We start from the raw sequence: 17,874 nt of genomic DNA, 5'->3' as shown, positions 1-17,874 counted from the left end.
TTATGAAGCCACTTTTTATTTGCAACCCGTCTCAAATACAAGCTTTAAAAACGCATATAAAAGACAATAAAATATTTAAAAGCGCAGATTTAAATCGTTGCTTTATCAGTAAGAATAGCGACTACAAATTAAGGAAAAATGATTTAAACGGAAGTGGAGATGCTCCATTTACGCGCATCTATATAGATCCATTTCTAGAGTGGAACACTCAAGAATATTTTGGGTATCAAATAGCGCTTGAGGTTTTGGAAAATTGGAAAAAAAAAGAAGCTCCAGGGATTGTGTTTATTTCGGCAATTACTCAAACCATGTTTGATAAAATGGTTACAGGGAAAATGAATAGCTTGGTTAGAGAGTTTCCCCATTTTGACTTTATGAATTTAAAAGAAAAAACAATTCCCTTCGGTACTTTTAGTAACAGCCGTTGGAAATATTTAAAAGCGTATGCCTTAACAAGCTCTGGTATTGTAGACGAAATATCCCACGACCTAACAACCATTATATCACAAAATGAAAGCAGTCGCACTAACCTAGAAAAAATATTAAAACGGGTTAAGTCATTATCTGATACCGTAGGCAAAGAGGTGATGGAATGTATAGCATTATATAATGAAGACACTAATGTTTCCACTTTTGCAAAAGCCTTACAGGAAAAAATAATTGATCGCTTAAAAGAGTTAAGACCACACAAGCCAAGTGAGATTAAAGTGCCGTCTAATATGAATTTATTAATTATAGAAGATAATGAAGAACACCTTCAAGTCCTTGAAAAATCTTTAACAGCGCGTAAAGGCTATTTTGAAAAAGAAAAAACACTGTTTTCTTTTACCAATGGTGAAGAGGCACTTGCAGAACTAAAAAGTTCAAAAAATGAGTATCAACTAGTTCTTGTGGATTTGCGACTTAATGACGAAAATGGTTTTGCACAAGCCGTTCACGGTGTAGATATTATCGAAGAGCTTCAAAAAAACCATCCCTTAACCAGTTATACCATCATCACAGGAATGGGACGTAAAGGAATAAGTGAATTATTAGATATTGAAATGAAGTTTGTTCTTTCAAAAAAACAGTTGTACTCATTTGATACAGATAGTGAAGTGGATACTATGCTTACCAGAATGTTTGCAGATGTCAAAAGACGTGAACGCTCTATTCATTATTTATTTGGTCCAAATAAGACAATATATAAATGGAGAATGTTTAAGGCTAATTTGCACGCGCTAGGTAAGGATCGATATTCAGAACAAGTTGCAATAGCTGACAGAAACTTGAGATTATTTATAAATAAAGAACTTAAACAAACATTTTCTATTCCTACTCAAAGACAAGAGGATAATTTTGATATGACTACAATTGATAATGTTCACATTAACATACTTACATTAAGAAGAATTTATTTGTGGCTTGCACTCAAAAATAAAAACAGACTTTTTCTAAGTAATGCGGAACAAGGGGAATATGAAAACGTGTTAAACGACTGCGGGATTGACTGTAATTTGAGTAGAATTAACTCTACAGGATTACATTTCAAAACAATAAAAACAGAAAGAGATGTTGAATGCCGGCAATTAGATTTGGATAAATTGTGGCCTCACGAAAGTGTCATAATTGACGAATGGAACGAGCAACACGGTAAAGTTCTTTTAGATAAACTAAAAGATATCACAGTTTCAGAAAGACATCCTGCACTTTTTAATTTTATTAAAACCTATTTTGATTACAAGGAGAAAGATTTCAAATTGTGTAATCTCATTATACCAATAGATTCAAGTATTTGGAATTTTAAAGATTTAGGTGATTTTTTAATACACGTATTTCAAGATTATACAGATAATAAAAAAAATAGTTTTCATTATGAAAATGTACAAGCTATGTATAATGATGAATTTGCCCAGAACTATTTTGAACAACAAATAGCTCCTTATTTACCAGAAGTAGATAAGCAGTTTATGGAATTGGATATGGATATTTAATGAATGTTAGTGAGATAGTTTAAATGAATCCTATTTAATTTTCTATGAACAAAATTCAGAAAGACATTTATATAATAGATCAAACTCCTATTTTTTTCAACTTATCGCAAACCACACAACTTAAAGCGCCTGGCACAATTTCTAATCTTGCTCTTGGTATTTCTTTTTTACACACATCACAAAGACCATAAGTGCCTTCTTCGATTTTGTCCATAGCACGCAATAAATATTTGGAAACAGTATTCGATTTATAGTATTGATAATGACTTAAATCTCGAGTCTCTTTTAGGCTTTCAACTGCCGTATCTACGTTTTTATATTTCTCTATTCTTTTTATAATAATGGTTTTTTGTTTTTTTACAAAACTACTCCATTGTTGTCCAGATCTTTCCATTCTATAAAAGTAGAATATTTTTGGGAAAACCACATCTTTTGCTACTTTGCTTTTTAAAATTAAACTCAACTTTTAGAAGCACTATAAGCTTTGGTTAAATTGAGAAATAAAGCAATACCCATAACTGAAATTAAAAGTGATTTCAAAAAAATCTAACTCAATCAGGTTATTCCTGATTTCAATATAACAAAACTAGAAGCACTAAAAAACTGTAGAGGGTCAAAGTAGAGATATCCTTACTGTTCTTCAGCAACTAGTAGGTATTGCAATTAATTAGTAAATCTACATAAAACGTATATATGGACTTGATGTTTTCTAACAAAAGAGAAATACTAAAGGCATAAGTATGCTTGCCCAATAGTAATTCTCACTTTCTAAGTTTGAATGAATAAAATAGGGAAAACTGATTAATCTTTACTCTTGTAATGTATTTAGAAACAAATACTTTCAAACCATCAACAAAGGAAAAACATTAAATATAAGATTACAACTCTGTTTATTTTATTAATGTAGTATAAGGAATCAACGAGGAAACTGAACTTATTTAATATTTGAAAAATTAAAAAGAAAGATATGTTTAATAATAGCAGAACAAAAAAGACCAGCCCAATATCAAAAATAGTCAAAACAGTAAGTTTTGTTTCATTCTCGTTATTGATTATTCGACTTGGATTTTTAGGAAAATTAGATCCATTTACAATAGCTATTCTTTTTTTTGTTCTAGTCTGTGTCTTTGCAATAGGTAAACGATTTTTATATGCGGTATTGAGTATAATAAGTTTTGTTCTTTTTATAAAATTATTTACTACTAGCACAAATGAGGAATGGTCTGTTTATACCTCCCTATTCGCTTTATTTTTAGTGTTAGCTGTGATTTATAAAATAATTAAAAATCTATTTAAATAAATATATATGAGTCAATTTGTAGAAAATCAATTATTAGAAAATGAGACGGTTCTTTTTGAGACCCATCATCATTGGACAAATTATTTTAAATTTCATACCCTTTGGAGTTTTGGTTTAGTTCCATTACTACAAAGCAAACTTGAAAAATTCGTTATTACAAACAAACGTATCATAATACGAAAAGGAATAATTCTAGTTAAGACGATTGAGATTAGTGTAGATCAAATTGAGTCTGTAACAATGTATCAATCTATTTTTCAAAAGATGCTTGGGTATGGTAAAATAACTTTAATAGGTACTGGCGGGGCTAGGTACTATTTAGATGGCATTGAACAACCTAACCAATTTAAAAAAACTATCCAGCAAATTAAGATGAACTAATTATGGAAAACTGGTTAGCCTATATCATTGTAATGTAATTAGAAACAAAAGCTATGAAAGGTATCAAGAACAGAAAAAGCATTAAAAATCATAGTATACCTCTTTGGTTTAGTGTGTGTCAAACAACATTAATGACGCTTCTATTTGTTTTGTTAATATAACTAAGGAAACGGGGGAAAACTAGAACAATCAATTATTTGGATTATCAAAAAAATCAATGCTAAAAACAAACCTTAAAAACATAAAATTATGAACTGGATATTTACGATGCTAAAGCGCAATAAGTTAAACCAAACTAAATCTTTAGACTTTAAGATGTGGTTAGAGACTGAGACACTTATATCATCTGCTGTGGAAAATGTGCAGCGATTTGCAGGTAAACTCGTTGTAGAAGCTAGAACAATGCGTACAGAATTAGATCAATTGAAGACCTCTTTAATAGAGTCGTATATAGTAACAGACTCCTGGGGGAATAAAAGCTATCTAGCACAGCCAGCCTTTACAAATGACGAGATTGCAAAAAGCAAAAGAGGAAACCTGTCCTTAAAGGCAGTTATTGTTGGATTTATACTTTCTGAAATTGTTCTTTACTTAATGATTTCTGAAAGCTTGGTAGGACCTTTTGGAACCACTGGCGCTGCAGCACTATCAATAGTTTTTGCGGTTTTTGTATTATTAACTTATTCGTATGGCTTAGATTATTCCTATAAAATTATAGAGGCGCGTCAAAAACACAAAGATAATAAAATTACTGATTTTCAGCTCAATCAAGCTAAACTAGAACTTATTCTAGGGCTCGTGTTAATTGCTCTAAGCACTGTTTTTTTACTATTTGCTGGCCTCGGTCGTATGTATATAATAGAAGGTACCAATACAGCTTTTAACTTAAGTAATGGTCAAGATACGGCCCTAAATGAGGTCATTGAAAAAGGGGGTCACGCCGTATCAATAATGGCTATGATTTTCACTTTTTCAATGGCAATATTACTTGCCATGGTAAAGAAGACGCATAAGGTTGCATCAACTAAATTAAGCGCTTATACAAAGTGGAAAAAGAATATTACTCGTCAAGAAAGTATTATGAAGTTTTTTGCAGATGCTCGTGCTTCTATAGAAAATAGAATAGGTGTAGAAATTGAGTATACACATCAGCTGGGTCTTGACCTTATGCGTGTCTATGGTGAAAAAATTGATGAGCAAAACAAAGAACTTTATACCTCATTTAAAGCCGAGAGAGCTACTCCAGGTTTTAAAGTAGATGCTGACATCTATAGTAAATACCAAGATATAGCAATGGTGGATAACACACTAATAGCTTATGCAATAAAAAACCGAAAAGGCATAATTGAATTACTGGAACGCTTTGACGATGTATCCATTAAAGTAAACTACTCTCTTAAAGAATTGTACAAAGATCTTGATACTCCTAAGGATGAATCTAAAAATTTAGATGGCTTAGACAGTGATGAAACTGAAGAAAAGCAATCTATCGATAATCAGATTGATACCTTAATGCAATAAAACTTATAAATTAATTTCAAATAAATTATTCACTCTAAACATAATATTATGAAAATCTTTTTAATTTCATTACTTGTATCGTTAAACATCTTTTCCTGTGACCCTGATAATAAGTCTTCTAAGTCTCAAGACAAAAAATCGATTGTATGTTTGCTAGATATTTCTAGTAGCACAAAGGAAAATAATTTAAACCTTTTTCTAGACAACATTGTAAAGGAAGCTATTAGTAAGATGGATGAGTCTACATCTATTGTAGTATTAGCAATTGACAATGGATCACAGACAGCAGCAGCACCATTATTTGACATGGATTTATCTGAAATTAGTTTTATCAATCCATCGCTACCAATGACCGTAAGAGACAAAATGGCACAACGCAAAAAGAAAGAGTTTATAGAAGAGCTTAAGGCTGGTTTTAAGCAAAAAGTCATGGCTAAAATCAATGAAAGAAAAGAGTATGCAACTCACACAGACATCTTTGGATCTCTTGGTCAAATAGAAAGATATAAGGCTACTACTACAACCGTAATGATATTTTCGGATATGCTTAACTATAGCGAAGTATTTAATATGGAAAGCCTAGTTGAAAAGAGTGCTAACTTAATAGATGAAATTAAAAATGCTCCATCTATTACTGCAAAAGGAAAAATTAGTGTGTATGTATCTACTGGTGCTAATGTAAAACTTGGACCTAAAAAGTTTAACTCAGTAAAAGAATTTTGGACAGCATACTTTGCTAATAACGGGTATGAATTATCAGATTATACAAGCGGGGAGTTATCTATCTAATTCTACGTTTTATTTCGATTAGTGGCGTAATACGAAAGTAACTTCCTCTGCGACCTAGACTGAGGTATATCGTAGCCCCTTATTTTTGATATTTTTTTTATACTTTCAATTAAATCACTTCCATCCTTAACCATTAAACCAAGAGCTATAAGCCCTGAGCGACCTATGCCATGTTTACAATGAATAATAATTTTTTTTGAATGTTGTGTTTTAAAAAACATCAAATCTATGAAAGTTACAAAATCTTTATAAACAGGAATTCCCATATCAGGTATTGGAAAATGTATAAACTCTGAATATACTTTTTTAGCCTCTTCAGATTCATCTTCTAATTTTAAAAATTTAGCTTCTCTATTTTCTAGAAGTGAGATTAAAACAATTTCTAAATCATTAAATTTTGGTAGTTTTATGCTTCCATTTTCACTTACTTCTGGACAAGAAGAAATATAAATTCTACAGTTATTGATTTTGCTAACTTCAAATAATTGCATATAAATTATTGCCATTCAAAGTTTCTTTCTTCATATTAATCAATAAAATTAAAGTTTGTCATCATTGTAAAAATATGAAATTTGCGATTGTGTACTAAAAAATTTAAAGCTTTGTTTTATTTAAAAAATAAAATTGAATTTTTTGTAATAAGTTTATAAGATAGATGTGAAATTATTTCACTCTGATAAAAAAAATTCAATAAAACAAGACTTAATACAACACCCGTAAATATAAAAACTTTACAATTGTACGATTGCAAGGTTTTTTTGCAAAGAAAGAGGGATTCCAGCCCCCGCAATTGTGACCCTCAACAACTTTCAAGACTGCAACATATGTTCAATAATTAATCACAAAATAATAGTAATGTGCTACCTAAAAACATCTATTAATTTAAAAATGAAATAGCTAGTAAATTTGTGACTAATTTTTTTAAGCTACTTTTTTAATAAATTCTCTCAATTTTATTTCCCCTTATGGAAGTGAGAGATATCCTAAACTAAAATGGCGTCTTTCGTTATTATACCAATGAATATAGTCTTCTATAATTGATTATACGATATAAATTTAAATTGATATATCCTTTCGTATTTGATTGTTTTAAAAAAACTTTCAACTACAGCGTTGTCCTAGCAATTCCCCTTTCTACTCATACTCTGGGTTACTTTAAGAGTAAAGAATCTTCGGGGCAAGCCTTCGAAGCATTTAAAGGGTCGTTTTTGATTGATGAAAAACATCCGTTTTCAAACTTTCCTAAAACACGAGGCAAGCCTCATGGAATTAAACCCAATAGAAATTAAAAAACTTAATGTCCATTTTGATGGGAAGTATCAAAAAGATAGAGCTAAATCTAGAATATTAATTTACCCTAAAGAAAGGATGCTGGTTTTGATTCAAATGTTGGTGATAATGAAAAATTTAATCTTGAATTTATAAAATACATTAGGCAATCTTCGAATGTTATTATTATAGTGCCTCAATCGGAATACTCAAGACCAAACTCTGTTTTTACATTTGTAGGGTTTTGTATGGCATTAAGTAAGAAGGTTTTTATTTTCTACGAAAACAAAGATTTATTACCAGTGGTGTTTCAAAAAGAATGCAAATCAATGGGTGTTTATACTATTAAATATAATGATCTAAATGACATTCCTTTATAGATCAATCGAGAATTAGGCTATATTAAAACGTAAGGGTTAGACTTAATTTGTTGTACCTTATAAATAAAAAAAGCTCCTCGATTAAGAGAAGCTTTAGTTGTACGGGCGGAGTTCCGATAGCTCCCTGAACGAACTTCACTCCTCTATTAAATTTTAAGCATAAAAAAAGCTCCCCGGTTAAGAGAAGCTTTTCGTTAAGTACGGGCGGAGTTCCGATAGCTATCGGAACGAACTCCACTCCTCTATTAAATTTTAAGCATAAAAAAAGCTTCCCAGTTAAGAGAAGCTTTTCGTTAAGTACGGGCGGAGTTCCGGTTGCTATCGGAACGAACTCCACTCCTCTATTTATTAAAAAAGCTCTAATGACTTTTTTAAAGTCATTAGAGCTTAAAAGTACGGGCGGAGAGACTCGAACTCTCACACCTCGCGGCACTAGATCCTAAGTCTAGCGTGTCTACCAATTCCACCACGCCCGCAATTGTATTTGGTATTTCTAACGTGTCTATCTCCCGACACTTCGGGGCCACCACGCCCGCAATTGTATTTGGTATTTTTAACGTGTCTACTTCCCAACACTTAGGGATCACAACACTCGCAATTGATAATCTAATAATTGAGTTTACTTTTGCGATTGCAAATATAAATAATATATACAACTTTCAAATCATGTTTCGAGAAAATAATTTATATTGTAAAAACTCTAAAAAAAACCTATGAATATTAATACTTATATAGATAAACACCGACAAAGATTCATTGATGAGTTAGTGGAATTACTTAAAATTCCTTCCGTCAGCGCTGATCCTAATTTTAAAAAAGAAGTTTTGTTGACTGCTGATGCCGTAAAGATAAATTTGGAAGCTGCGGGATGTGATAAAGTTGAAATCTGTGAAACCCCAGGAAATCCAATTGTTTATGGAGAAAAAATTATAGACGAGTCCCTGCCTACGGTTTTAGTTTATGGACATTACGACGTGCAACCCCCAGATCCTCTCGATTTATGGAGCAGCCCTCCTTTTGATCCTGTGATCAAGAAAACAGAGATCCATCCCGAGGGAGCTATATTTGCTAGAGGAGCTTGCGATGATAAAGGCCAAATGTATATGCACGTGAAAGCGCTTGAAATCATGATTCAAAATGATGAATTGCCTTGCAACGTAAAATTTATGATCGAAGGCGAAGAAGAAGTTGGAAGTGTGAGTCTGGAGTGGTATTTAGAACACAACCAAGACAAACTGACCAACGATGTGGTCTTGATTTCAGATACAGGAATGATTAGCAAGGAAGTTCCTTCTATCACCACTGGGTTGAGGGGTTTGAGCTATGTTGAAGTTGAAGTCGAAAGTTCAAACCGTGATTTACACTCTGGACTGTACGGCGGAGCAGTAGCCAATCCTATTAATATTTTATCAAAAATGATCGCTTCGCTTCATGATGACGACAATCACATCACCATCCCTGGATTTTATGATAAAGTAGACGTGTTGAGCGAGCTAGAACGAGAAAAAATGGCGGAAGCCCCTTTCGATCTTGAAGAGTATAAAAATCATATCGGCATTAATGATGTTCACGGTGAAAATGGATACTCAACCAATGAGCGCAATTCCATTCGACCTGCTCTAGATGTCAATGGAATTTGGGGAGGCTATACTGGAGAGGGCGCCAAAACTGTAATTCCAAGTAAGGCCTTTGCCAAAATATCTATGCGATTAGTTCCCAATCAAGATTGGAGAGAAATCACGGACCTTTTCAAAACTCATTTCGAAAACATCGCTCCAAAAAGTGTAAAGGTGAAAGTGACCCCTCATCACGGTGGCCAAGGCTATGTCACTCCTATAGACAGTATCGAGTATAAAGCTGCAGATCTTGCTTTCCACGATGTCTTTGGCAAAGCGGCTGTCCCACAACGCAGCGGTGGAAGCATTCCCATTGTCTCCTTATTTGAAAAGTATTTGCAAAGTAAAACCGTCTTAATGGGGTTTGGACTTAACTCCGATGCCATACATTCTCCAAATGAGCATTTTGGGATTTGGAATTACTTAAAAGGGATTGAGACCATTCCATATTTCTACAAGCATTTTACAAAACTCTACACAGAAACAAATCACTAAATTATGGGCGTTGCCCTCCCCATTAGATTGGGGAAGGTCGGGCTATATGTTCCAAGCTATTTCAGTAAAACCTAAAAAAATATAAACCTACCCAGAGCTTCTCTTAGTCGCTTGGCTAGGCTTTATTTTTAAAGGCTTTTCTTTATAGGCTTTCCACTGCTATCCCTAACGCAGGCTTTACGTTCTTCTTGGTTTATAGGTTTTATTCTAAGCTATGTTTATAGACTTATAAATCTATCAATTTGCATTTTAATCTCTTTAGAACTCTTCGTATTTCCAAAGAAACTTAGTTGGGTTGACACGCCGACTTCAGTAAGACCGAGATGTTGAGACGCCACATAAGTTTATAAAAGAGGTCAAAGCTGGATGTCGGTACCTTTAGGCCAATTGAATCAAAATCAAAAGAAATAGAAAACCCTCTTCTAAAGACTAAAAGAGGGCTGTTATAAATTATAATTAAATGTCTACTTGTACTCCTTAACTGCCTCTACAAAAGCTTTTGCATTTTCTACGGGAATATTGGGTAAAATACCATGTCCTAAATTCACGATGTAGCGGTCTTTTCCAAACTCGTCGATCATTTCATGAACCATTCGTTTGATGTCTTTGGGAGGAGAAAATAATCTAGAAGGATCAAAATTTCCCTGCAATGTTATATTTCCGCCGGATAAATATCTAGCGTTTCGACCTGAGCAAGTCCAGTCCACACCAAGCGCTGAAGCCCCAGATTTTGCCATGACATCCAAAGCAAACCAGCAGCCTTTCCCAAAAGCAATTACAGGGATCATATCTTTCAAGGCATCTATAATCTGCTGGATATATGGCCAAGAAAATTCTTGATAATCTACTGGTGATAGCATTCCACCCCAAGAATCAAAAACTTGAACAGCGTCTACACCAGCTTCAACTTTTCCTTTGAGGTAAGCAATAGTCGTATCTGTGATTTTTTGAAGAAGTTCATGGGCCATTTGAGGTTCTGTAAAACAGAACTCTTTGGCCTTGTCAAAATTTTTGGAGCCTTGTCCTTGTACACAATAGCAGAAAATAGTCCAGGGAGAGCCTGCAAAACCGATTAAAGGAACCTCATCGTTCAATTCTTTCTTGGTCATTTTTATCGCCTCGTAGACGTATCCCAATTCTTCATAAACATCGGGGACAATCACTTGATCTAAACTTTTACGATCTCGTATAGGATTGGGAAGCCATGGCCCAAAATTAGGTTTCATTTGCACTTCTATATTCATCGCTTGCGGCACTACCAAAATATCGCTAAACAATATAGCGGCATCGGTACCGACTTGGTGAATTGGCATCACTGTAATTTCTGTGGCTAGCTCTGATGTTCTGCAGCGCGTAAAGAAATCATATTTGGCTTTTAGCTTCATAAAATCTGGAAGATAACGCCCCGCTTGTCTCATCATCCAAACTGGAGGCCGTTCAACAGTTTCTCCTCGTAAAGCTTTTAAAAATAAATCGTTTTTAATCATTGATTTTGTATTGGTAATCTATTGGAATCTAATTCAGAAAAAATAAAAGCCTATAGTAATTTGACCGCATCTTTAGCAAAATAACTTGCAATCATACTAGCCCCTGCTCTCTTAATAGCTGTGAGTTGTTCTAGCATCACAGCATCATGATCTAACCAGCCTCTGGCTGAAGCCGCTTTTAGCATTGCATATTCTCCACTCACTTGATAAACAGCCACAGGCACTTCCACTTCATTAGCTATATCTCTTACAATATCCAGGTAACAAAGTCCTGGTTTTACCATCACGATATCTGCCCCTTCATCGATATCTGAAAAGGTCTCTTTTAAAGCTTCACTCCTATTGGCAAAATCCATTTGATACGTCTTCTTATCCTTAGGAATACCTTTAACATCCACTGGAGCAGAATCTAGAGCATCTCTAAATGGACCATAAAAAGCAGAGGCAAACTTAGCTGAATAGCTCATAATGCCGGTATCCATAAAATGAGCATCTTCCAAAACACTTCGAATCTCTAAGATTCTTCCATCCATCATATCGCTAGGGGCAACAAAATTGGCTCCAGCTTGAGCATGGCTTAGAGCCATTTGAGCAAGAAAAGAATTGGTTCTATCGTTTACTATTTTCCCTTGATCGACAATACCGTCGTGTCCATAAATAGAGTAGGGATCTAAAGCCACATCGGTCATAACCAACATTTCGGGAGCTGCATTCTTTACGGTCTTTATCGCTCGCTGCATCAATCCATCAGGGTTTGTAGCTTCTACACCACGATTGTCTTTTAAAGCGTCTTCGACTTTTACAAAAAGCAAAACTGACTTCAATCCCATTTGCCAAAGTTCTTTGACTTCCTTGGCGAGCAAATCCAAACTAAACCTATAATAATTAGGCATGGAATCGATTTCATCTTTTACGCCTTTTCCCTCAACTACAAATAAGGGGACAATAAAATCAGTTGGGCTTAAATGGGTTTCTCTTATCAGCGATCGTATAGAATCGTTTTGTCTTAAGCGACGGTGTCTTTGCAATGGAAACATAAAAGGTATTTATTTAAAATTTGCTTTGCGTTTGTTTAAAAAAGCCTGGGTGCCTTCTTTAAAATCATCAGTACCAAAAGATGTTCCGAAATTTTCAATTTCTGTATCAAATCCATTCACACCATCTTTATAATTATCGTTCACAGCTGCGATAGCAGAAGAAATGGCTACCATAGAATTATTAAGGATTTTTCCAGCTAGTTTATGAGCTAGTGGTAACAACTCTTCAATCGTCGTCACATGATTGACCAATCCATAGTCTTTTGCGGTAGTGGCATCGATCATTCCTGCCGTCATAATCATTTCCATAGCTCTACCTTTACCTACTAATTGTGGCAAGCGCTGTGTGCCTCCATAACCAGGAATAACCCCTAGTGAAGTTTCTGGAAGTCCCAGTTTTGCATTATCACTAGCCACTCTAAAATGGGCAGACATGGCCAACTCCAAGCCACCTCCCAAAGCAAAACCATTGACGGCTGCAATAACTGGTTTTGGAAAATTAGAGATGTAATCGAATACTGTCTCTTGGCCTTTGGCTGCTAGGTCCTTCCCTTCTTTCACAGAATAGTCTGAAAACTCTGAAATATCTGCACCAGCGACAAAAGCCTTTTCTCCACTACCAGTTAGAATAACCACAGCTGTGTCTTCATCGCTTAGTAAAGCTTTAAAAGCCTGGTGTAACTCTTCAATAGTCTCACGATTGAGTGCATTTAGTTTTTTAGGTCTATCAATTCGCACTGTTGCAATGCGGTTTTCAATATCAACTTGTAAATTTTCAAATGTCATGAGTATTGGATTTTGGTAGTTTAAGTGTAAAGATAGTGCCTTCCTCAAGTTTTGAGGTCAGTTTTATATCTCCTTTATAAGTTTCAATGATATTTTTAACCATTCCTAAGCCTAAACCCATTCCGCTAGATTTGGTTGTAAACCTCGGCTCAAAAATACGCTCTTGCATGTCTATTGGAATTCCGCTTCCATTATCTTCAACGCTTATCATTACATCATCTTCTTGGGTAGAAATCTTAACTTCTATAACGGGATTTTCTAGATGTTCCGTCGCTTGCAAGGCATTTTTGACCAAATTAGTAATGATCCTTATCAGTTGGTTTCTATCAAACTTAATTTTTATATTCTCTTTTTCAGGATTAAAGTGAATATGATTTTCATTAAAAATTTCCAAGGCTAATCTTAGAATTTCAACAGCATTAAGAGTTTCATTTTGTTGAGCAGGCATTTTTGCAAAGTCTGAAAAGGCACTAGCAATAGCACTCAAATTATCGATTTGTTGAACAATAGTTTTAGAAAATTCATTAACCCGTTCTTTAATTTGGGGATCATTTGGATTAAATTTTCTCTCAAAACTTTGCATGCTTAAACGCATCGGGGTCAATGGGTTTTTAATCTCATGAGCCACTTGCCTAGCCATTTGCCTCCAAGCTTCTTCCCTTTCTGTTTTGGCTAACTTTAAAGCGCTGATCTCAAGTTCATCAATCATTTCGTTATAGGCCTTGATGAGTGGTCTTATTTCATAACTGATTTCTTCCAAAGAAATTTTAGGATTTGGTTGGTCTAGACGTGTTTTTATAATTTTTTGACTTACACTTTGTAAAGACCTGGTGATGTATTTAGATAAGAAATAGGCGAGAACTATGGCAGATATAAGCATAATCAAATATACTTGAGAAAGAAGAATCAAAAATCCACGAAGCTCTTGTTCTAAAAAGCCGTCATCTTCGATATAAGGTAGGTTCAAAATCCCTATAGGCTTAAAATAATTATCTAAAATATAAGTATAGGACGATTGATAATTTTGATCATTGATTTTGAAATTATCAACGTATTTTTTTTCAGCAGAATTTTCGAGGGATTCTACTTTTTCAGGCTCCATTCGCGTTTCTACAGAATCCATATAAAACGTCGCAAACGAAGATTTCAAAAGGTACCCATCAAGATCGTAGATATTGATTTCAGTATTATGAATATCTTGAATCTCGTAGATCTTTTCTTTGAAAATAAGGGATAGATTTTTAGTATCTACTGGATAAGTCGTCGTTCTTAGGACATAGTTGATATTGGCACGGATCGCGTTTTCTTTGCGGTTGAGTTTTTCGCGATGCAACTCTTTGGCCTCCTGTGTAAACTGATAAATGGTTACCCCTGCAATAAGTATAGAGGCAGCGACAACCAGAGCAATCATAGAAATAAAAATACGAGTACGTAAAGATTTTTTATAATTGAACATCAAACCGAAGGCTTTGGATTCCTAATTCGCTTATAAAGTTTAACGCCTAACATAAGTATGACGCCTAAACCAAGAAGACCTAACAAGGCCCATATCCAACTGATGGAGTTTTTCAAGATCACTAGAAAAACAATAGCAAACAAGATAAGAGTGGGTCCTTCATTCCAAAGTCGCATTCCATTAGAAGTCCAGCGGATATCATCGTTTTGAAACTGTTTAAAGATAAATTGATTTTTGATGTGGTAAGCAAACAATAAACCAACAAAGACAAGCTTCACGTGCATCCACCCTTGTTCTAACCATCCTGGCACAAGAATTAAAAGCCAAACGGCAAAAATAGTGGACAATACAGCCGAAGGCCAAGTAATGATATACCATAAGCGTTTGGCCATGATCTTAAGCTGTTCACTTAAGATATCTCTATCTGGCTGTGGCTTTTGCCGGGCTTCGATATGATATATGAACAAACGGGGTACATAAAACAATCCCGCAAACCAAGTGATTACGAAAATAAGATGAAGAGATTTGATGTAATTATAGTCCACAGCTGTACTCGATTAATTTAGAGTCCAAAGATAAACAATGCATCTTGAACACATCACATTGCCATGGTTTGTTAAGTCGCCTTTATGTCTTGATTTGATTTTTCATCGACCATCAAAGTTGTTTTCACTTCTTTTCTCAAAAAGTAACCAGTGATGATTGTGGATAAAATATCTGCTAAGGGGAAGGAAATCCAAACCCCAAACTCACCGTAAAATTGAGGTAAAATCAAAATTAAAGGAATAAAAGTAAACCCTTGCCTAGACAGCGTGAGTAACAAGGCAGGACCCGCTTTCCCTATGGCTTGAAAATAGGCGGAACCTATCAATTGCAAGGCGATAACAGGAACAGCAGCAAACACCCAACGCATAGCGCTTGGGGTATCTCTAAGAACTTGAGCATCTTGAGTAAATACCGATACAATGGTTTCTGGAAAAATCATAATGAGAGCAAAAACAATAAAAGCCACAGCCGAAGCATAACCAATAGCTTTATTTATAGTTTCTCTCAATCTACCGTATTCTTCAGCGCCGTAGTTATAACTTGCAATAGGGAGAAAACCTTGGGTAACTCCCAAAACGGGGAACAGAGCAAACATAAGCATCCTTGAGATAATCGCATAGGTAGCCACTGATGATTCTCCGCCGAGATCGAATAATATATTGTTTAACAGAAGGTAGGTTACACTCACAATTGCCTGTCTGGAGAGGGTTACAAAGCCTAAGGCTCCGATTTCTTTCAAGATTTCATAGTCAAAACCAAAGTCTGAAAATCGAATTTTTAATTCTGAATTTTTAGAAAGGAAAAACCATACTATATAAGATAAACATAAAATATACGATCCTGTAGTTGCCCAAGCGGCACCAAGCATTCCATAATCTAAAATATTGATAAAGACATAGTCCATAATGAGATTACCCACCGATGGGATAATCATGGCCACCATGGCAAACTTGGGCTTACCTTCTGCTCTAATGACTGTATTTCCCATCATGGCCAAAGCCAATACAGGAACACCGTATAGCACAACTCTATAATAGATTCTTGCTGGATCAAAAATATCACCCTTCCCACCAAAAGCAGGAATTAATTGATCGATAAAAGTTAAACCAACCACTACCATAGTAATGGTAACCAGCAAGGTGATGGTGATTTGATTTCCAAAGGTTTTGAGCGCCTTCTTATCGTTATTTGCGCCTAAGGCTCGTGAAATAATAGACGAGCCACCAATTCCTATAGCCATACCTAAAGCCGCAATGAAAAAAGACACTGGGAGTACCACATTAATTGCAGCAATCCCAATAGAGCCGACCCAGTTGCCTATAAAAATGGTGTCTACCAATATATTAAGAGACATCACCAAAATTCCAATAGAAGCTGGTACTGCTTGTTTAATAAGCAGCGCACCAATAGGTTTAGTTCCTAATTCTTCAGAGTTAACTTTAGACATTTACGATACTTTAGCCTTTTTATTTTGATGAGCCCATTCATCTATCCATCGGCTAAGGGTTTTTACCCAATCTTCTCGATCATTCAGACAGGGGATAAACTTAAAGTCGTCTCCACCAGCTTCTTCAAAGATCTCACGAGCTTCCATATTGATTTCCTCTAAAGTCTCTAAGCAATCCGAGACAAAAGCTGGAGATACTACTGCTAATTTTTTGGTACCTTCAATTCCAAGTCTTTCCACAGTTCTATCGGTATAAGGTTTTAACCAAGGGTCGAATCCTAATCGGGATTGAAACGAAGTACTAAAAGTGCCTTCTTTTAAATTCAACATTTTAGCAACCAATCTTGTGGTTTCAAAACATTGATGTCTATAGCAAAACTGATGCGCTTTGGAAGGGGTTTGGCAGCATGAGCCATCTACCTTGCAATGTGATTTGGTAATATCGCTTTTTCGGATATGACGTTCCGGAATACCGTGGTAGCTAAAAAGTAAATGATCATAATCAAACTCATCTAGTTTTTCTCCGATACTTCTTGCTAGCACCGTTGTGTAATCTGGATGGTTATAAAATGGAGGCAGAGTTGTAAAACTCATGTTAGGAAAATGTTTCTGTCGCAATTCCTCCGCCAACACCATGATCGTTTCTGTAGTAGCCATCGCAAACTGAGGGTATAGTGGAATCAACAAAACTTCATCTACACCTTTATCATGCAACTCCTGTAAACCCGATTGAATATCGGGTTGACCATAACGCATGGATAGAGCAATTGGAACACTGGTTTGCTCGTCTACTCCACTTTTTAAGCGCTTGGATAAAACAATAAGAGGAGACCCCTCATCCCACCAAATTTTGGCGTATGCCGCTGCTGATTTTTTAGGTCTTGTGTTGAGAACAATCCCTTTTACAAGAATAGTTCTTAAGACTTTTGGCACGTCGATGACCCGCTCATCCATCAAAAACTCGCCTAAATATGTTTTTACATCTTTGGGCTCTTTAGACTTCGGAGACCCGAGATTAACCATTAATACTCCTTTCATAATTTCAATTTGAACTCATTATAATAGTAAAGTTCAAAATTAAGCGGAATGATTTTAACAAAAGCTAATTTTGATAGAATGTTGTGATAGGTGTAAAAGAAAGTATTATACCCATATAAAAATAAGAAGAAAATGGGTCGAAGGGAGTATATGTTTACCGTTTTCTAACCACTCCCCAGTGTCACCAACTTTACATGCCTATTTTACATTTTAATTTTTCACTCCGAACTCATTTTGAAATTTAATTTACAAATTTTCTGAAGCTGATTAAATGCTGAAAAGACCCTATGACTTCTGGACAACATGACAACAGCTGTGTTTTATAATTACTGACTCAAGTTTCACTAAATCAG

15 protein-coding genes, 1 tRNA gene and 1 pseudogene are annotated in these 17,874 nt (G+C 35.0%); 6 read left to right on the top strand and 11 right to left on the bottom strand.

The features are described 5' to 3' along the window. Positions 1–2 precede the first annotated feature (2 nt). A complete protein-coding gene (locus P700755_RS09690; protein WP_015024489.1) occupies positions 3–1,973 on the top strand; it encodes a response regulator in 1,971 nt (656 codons plus the stop codon). 79 nt (positions 1,974–2,052) lie between these two features. On the opposite strand, the gene P700755_RS09685 is transcribed toward P700755_RS09690, so the two are convergent. Beyond that, complete coding sequence (locus P700755_RS09685) at positions 2,053–2,436, bottom strand: TraR/DksA C4-type zinc finger protein (protein WP_015024488.1); 384 nt, start codon at positions 2,434–2,436, stop codon at positions 2,053–2,055. A gap of 504 nt (positions 2,437–2,940) precedes the next feature. Between P700755_RS09685 and P700755_RS09680 the strand changes: the two genes are divergently transcribed. From P700755_RS09680 to P700755_RS09665, 4 genes are all read left to right on the top strand, one after another. Beyond that, a complete protein-coding gene (locus P700755_RS09680; RefSeq protein ID WP_015024487.1) occupies positions 2,941–3,273 on the top strand; it encodes a hypothetical protein in 333 nt (110 codons plus the stop codon). A 6-nt stretch (positions 3,274–3,279) separates the two neighbouring features. Next, positions 3,280–3,654, top strand: a complete 375-nt coding sequence (locus P700755_RS09675; RefSeq protein ID WP_015024486.1) for a PH domain-containing protein — start codon at positions 3,280–3,282, stop codon at positions 3,652–3,654. 249 nt (positions 3,655–3,903) lie between these two features. Then, positions 3,904–5,175, top strand: a complete 1,272-nt coding sequence (locus P700755_RS09670; RefSeq protein WP_015024485.1) for a hypothetical protein — start codon at positions 3,904–3,906, stop codon at positions 5,173–5,175. Positions 5,176–5,223: 48 nt separating this feature from the next. Next, positions 5,224–5,964: a hypothetical protein gene (locus tag P700755_RS09665; RefSeq protein WP_015024484.1), complete on the top strand. Its 741-nt coding sequence runs from the start codon at positions 5,224–5,226 to the stop codon at positions 5,962–5,964. Between the two features lie 2 nt (positions 5,965–5,966). On the opposite strand, the gene P700755_RS09660 is transcribed toward P700755_RS09665, so the two are convergent. The 3 genes and pseudogenes from P700755_RS09660 to P700755_RS09645 all read right to left on the bottom strand — a co-directional run bounded on the left by P700755_RS09660 (position 5,967) and on the right by P700755_RS09645 (position 8,089). Next, a complete protein-coding gene (locus P700755_RS09660; RefSeq protein WP_086000789.1) occupies positions 5,967–6,470 on the bottom strand; it encodes a protein-tyrosine phosphatase family protein in 504 nt (167 codons plus the stop codon). Between the two features lie 457 nt (positions 6,471–6,927). Next, a pseudogene (locus P700755_RS19970) lies at positions 6,928–7,130 on the bottom strand (integrase core domain-containing protein); the annotation flags it as partial. An 877-nt stretch (positions 7,131–8,007) separates the two neighbouring features. Continuing rightward, positions 8,008–8,089: transfer RNA gene (locus P700755_RS09645), tRNA-Leu, on the bottom strand. 237 nt (positions 8,090–8,326) lie between these two features. Here P700755_RS09645 and P700755_RS09640 point away from each other — a divergent pair. Further along, complete coding sequence (locus tag P700755_RS09640) at positions 8,327–9,724, top strand: dipeptidase (protein ID WP_015024480.1); 1,398 nt, start codon at positions 8,327–8,329, stop codon at positions 9,722–9,724. Positions 9,725–10,188: 464 nt separating this feature from the next. On the opposite strand, the gene hemE is transcribed toward P700755_RS09640, so the two are convergent. From hemE to hemH, 7 genes are all read right to left on the bottom strand, one after another. Further along, a complete protein-coding gene (hemE, locus tag P700755_RS09635; RefSeq protein WP_015024479.1) occupies positions 10,189–11,211 on the bottom strand; it encodes a uroporphyrinogen decarboxylase in 1,023 nt (340 codons plus the stop codon). A gap of 50 nt (positions 11,212–11,261) precedes the next feature. Next, positions 11,262–12,248 (bottom strand): porphobilinogen synthase, encoded by a 987-nt coding sequence (gene hemB / locus P700755_RS09630; RefSeq protein ID WP_015024478.1) that lies wholly within the window; start codon positions 12,246–12,248, stop codon positions 11,262–11,264. A gap of 9 nt (positions 12,249–12,257) precedes the next feature. Then, complete coding sequence (locus tag P700755_RS09625; protein WP_015024477.1) at positions 12,258–13,034, bottom strand: enoyl-CoA hydratase/isomerase family protein; 777 nt, start codon at positions 13,032–13,034, stop codon at positions 12,258–12,260. After that, entirely contained in the window at positions 13,024–14,490 is a 1,467-nt protein-coding gene (locus P700755_RS09620) for a sensor histidine kinase (RefSeq protein WP_015024476.1), read from the bottom strand. The genes P700755_RS09625 and P700755_RS09620 overlap by 11 nt, the downstream gene beginning before the upstream one ends. Then, positions 14,490–15,035 (bottom strand): CopD family protein, encoded by a 546-nt coding sequence (locus P700755_RS09615; RefSeq protein WP_015024475.1) that lies wholly within the window; start codon positions 15,033–15,035, stop codon positions 14,490–14,492. Before P700755_RS09615 ends, P700755_RS09620 begins: the two co-directional genes overlap by 1 nt. A 71-nt stretch (positions 15,036–15,106) precedes the next feature. Beyond that, a complete protein-coding gene (locus tag P700755_RS09610) occupies positions 15,107–16,483 on the bottom strand; it encodes an MATE family efflux transporter (RefSeq protein ID WP_015024474.1) in 1,377 nt (458 codons plus the stop codon). Then, positions 16,484–17,521, bottom strand: coding sequence for a ferrochelatase (gene hemH / locus P700755_RS09605; protein ID WP_015024473.1), 1,038 nt, complete (start codon positions 17,519–17,521; stop codon positions 16,484–16,486). Between the last annotated feature and the right edge of the window lie 353 nt (positions 17,522–17,874).

This window comes from Psychroflexus torquis ATCC 700755 (genome assembly GCF_000153485.2).
GTDB lineage: Bacteria > Bacteroidota > Bacteroidia > Flavobacteriales > Flavobacteriaceae > Psychroflexus > Psychroflexus torquis.
Note: the sequence above shows the minus strand (reverse complement) of the source record. Positions and strands in the feature narration are given on the sequence as shown.

Bases quoted from the DNA above. Each gene is read 5' to 3' on its own strand.
- P700755_RS09690 (WP_015024489.1), top strand. From the start codon at position 3: ATGAAGCCACTTTTTATTTGCAACCCGTCTCAAATACAAGCTTTAAAA.
- P700755_RS09680 (WP_015024487.1), top strand. From the start codon at position 2,941: ATGTTTAATAATAGCAGAACAAAAAAGACCAGCCCAATATCAAAAATA.
- P700755_RS09675 (WP_015024486.1), top strand. From the start codon at position 3,280: ATGAGTCAATTTGTAGAAAATCAATTATTAGAAAATGAGACGGTTCTT.
- P700755_RS09670 (WP_015024485.1), top strand. From the start codon at position 3,904: ATGAACTGGATATTTACGATGCTAAAGCGCAATAAGTTAAACCAAACT.
- P700755_RS09665 (WP_015024484.1), top strand. From the start codon at position 5,224: ATGAAAATCTTTTTAATTTCATTACTTGTATCGTTAAACATCTTTTCC.
- P700755_RS09660 (WP_086000789.1), bottom strand. From the start codon at position 6,470: ATGGCAATAATTTATATGCAATTATTTGAAGTTAGCAAAATCAATAAC.
- P700755_RS09640 (WP_015024480.1), top strand. From the start codon at position 8,327: ATGAATATTAATACTTATATAGATAAACACCGACAAAGATTCATTGAT.
- hemE (WP_015024479.1), bottom strand. From the start codon at position 11,211: ATGATTAAAAACGATTTATTTTTAAAAGCTTTACGAGGAGAAACTGTT.
- hemB (WP_015024478.1), bottom strand. From the start codon at position 12,248: ATGTTTCCATTGCAAAGACACCGTCGCTTAAGACAAAACGATTCTATA.
- P700755_RS09625 (WP_015024477.1), bottom strand. From the start codon at position 13,034: ATGACATTTGAAAATTTACAAGTTGATATTGAAAACCGCATTGCAACA.
- P700755_RS09620 (WP_015024476.1), bottom strand. From the start codon at position 14,490: ATGTTCAATTATAAAAAATCTTTACGTACTCGTATTTTTATTTCTATG.
- P700755_RS09610 (WP_015024474.1), bottom strand. From the start codon at position 16,483: ATGTCTAAAGTTAACTCTGAAGAATTAGGAACTAAACCTATTGGTGCG.
- hemH (WP_015024473.1), bottom strand. From the start codon at position 17,521: ATGAAAGGAGTATTAATGGTTAATCTCGGGTCTCCGAAGTCTAAAGAG.